At 69.4% G+C, this 2134-nt stretch carries 1 protein-coding gene and 1 pseudogene; one reads left to right on the forward strand and one right to left on the reverse strand.

The features are described 5' to 3' along the window. A partial coding sequence (locus CF68_RS14990) for a glycosyltransferase family 39 protein (RefSeq protein ID WP_035820262.1) occupies positions 1-1705 on the reverse strand: 1705 nt, incomplete at its 3' end. Positions 1706-1922: 217 nt separating this feature from the next. Between CF68_RS14990 and CF68_RS38365 the strand changes: the two are divergent. Continuing rightward, positions 1923-2134 (forward strand): annotated as a pseudogene (locus CF68_RS38365) (response regulator); the annotation flags it as partial.

Below are 2134 nucleotides of genomic sequence, written 5' to 3' on the forward strand. Positions count from 1 at the left end.
AGTCGCGCGCGACGACATGCATCGGCACGCGCGCGCTCAGTTCAGAGAATGCCTGCGGCGAGAGCAGCGCGATGGCTCGCGGGCCGTGCTGCCAGGCATCGACGAAGGCGTCGAGGGTCGGCAGCCACTTCTGCGGCTCTTGTTCGGCGCCGAAAGCGAGCTCGTCGGCCTGCGTCACCATGGTGAGCGGATGGCGCAGGTAGAAGGGCAGGGTATGGTCGAGCATGCCGACGCCGTAGAGCGGCATGCCGGGGCGCAGCACGCGTTCGATCGGCGCCACCATGTCGATGCCCGAGGCGGAGCGGCCGATCGCTTCATGGCCCAGCAATGCGGTGGAGAACGCCAGCAGCATGCCGAATGCATAGGCCGTGATGCTGGCCAGGCGGCCATGCCGCCGCAGCAGCCACAGCGCCATGGCGGCGCTGCCGAGCACCAGTGCGAATGCCAGCTCCGCCCATACGGCGAACGCGCGGTACAGCGCGTTGGGGGTGTTGTTGGAATCCAGCGTGGCCACGACCGGGCTCGCCAGCAGGCCGATCGCGCCCACCACCAGCATGGCGCACAGCTGCCTGCGCCAGGGTTGGTCGCCGGTCCGCGCCAGCGCTGCGCCCGCCAGGATCGCCAGTGCGGGAAACAGCGGCAGGATGTAGCCGGGCAGCTTCGAACCCGACAGGCTGAAGAACACGAAGATCGACACTGCCCACAGCCCTGCCATCAGCGCAGGCTGGAATGGCCTGGACCCACCCGTGGCAACCACGCCGGCACGCTGCCTGACCGCGCGGACCATGCCGGGAACCAGTCCGAGCCACGGCAGGAAGCCGCCCACCAGCAGCGGCACGAAGTACCACAGCGCGCCCTTGCGCGCATGCACGGTCGAGGTGTAGCGCTGCCAGTGCTCGTGGATAAAGAAAAAGCGCAGGAATTCCGGATTGCGCCGCGCCACCAGCCAGTACCAAGGCATCGCCACCAGCAGCAGCAGTGCGATGCCGGCCGGCGCATGCAGGCGGCGCCACAGTGCGAGGTCGCGCGTCACGCACGTGTACACCACCAGCACCAGTCCCGGCAGCGCCAGCCCGACCAGCCCCTTGGTCAGCAGCGCCACGCCCATGGCCGCCCAGCACGCCAGCATCCAGCCGCGGCGCGCCGGCGCCGTGGCGTGCGGATGCTGGGCCAGCAGCATGCACGCGAGCACGCAGGCCATGATGCCGGACAGCGTCATGTCCAGCGTATTGAAGTGCGCGGCGACGTTCCACATGGGCGCGCTTGCCAGCACCAGCCCGGCCAGCAGCCCCGCACGCGCGCCGAACCAGCGCGCGGCGGCCAGCATCGATACCCCCAGCCCGGCGATGCCGGCCAGCGCCACGCACAGCCGCGCCTGCCAGTCGCCGACGCCGAACAGCGTGTACGACACCGCCGTGGCCCACATATGGAACGGCGGTTTCTCGAAGTACTTCAGCCCGTTGTAGCGGATCGTGACCCAGTCGCTCGTGCTCAGCATCTCGCGGGCGATCTCGGCATAGCGGCCCTCGTCGGGCCCGAGCAGGTGGCGCACGCCCAGCGTGCCGAACCAAAGCAGCGTGAATGCCAGCACCACCAGCCCGAGCGTCACCACGGGCACGCCCGCCAGCCGCGTGGCATGCCACGGCGCGGCGGGCCGCGCGGTGATTAGCCCGGGCTCGGCGGCGAGGCGGTCGGAACGGTGCATGATGCGCAAAAGGCTCGGCTTGAAGGGGAACAGTGAGTGGTCGCGCGTGTGGCGGCGTGCAGGCGCGGGGGTGACAAGGCCATGTCCACGCTGGCGGCCCGCGCCGCGTTGAACAGCGGGGCGCCTGCAAAGTGAGCGCAGGATAATTCGCGAACCTTAATGGCACATTAAGGCGGGGCGCGCACAATACCGTGATACGTCCGGGCCACCCGAGAATATGAGAATCCTTATCGTTGAAGACGACCCGATGCTGGGCGACGGGCTGCGGCGCGGCCTGCAGCTGCTCGACTATGCGGTCGACTGGTTCAGCACCGGCGCCGAAGCCGACCATGCGCTCGGCGTGGTCCACTACGATGCCGTGGTGCTGGACCTGGGCCTGCCTGGGGAAGACGGCATGTCGCTGCTCGCGCGCTGGCGTGCGCGCGGCAG

The organism is Cupriavidus sp. SK-4, from assembly GCF_000611125.1.
Lineage (GTDB): Bacteria > Pseudomonadota > Gammaproteobacteria > Burkholderiales > Burkholderiaceae > Cupriavidus > Cupriavidus necator.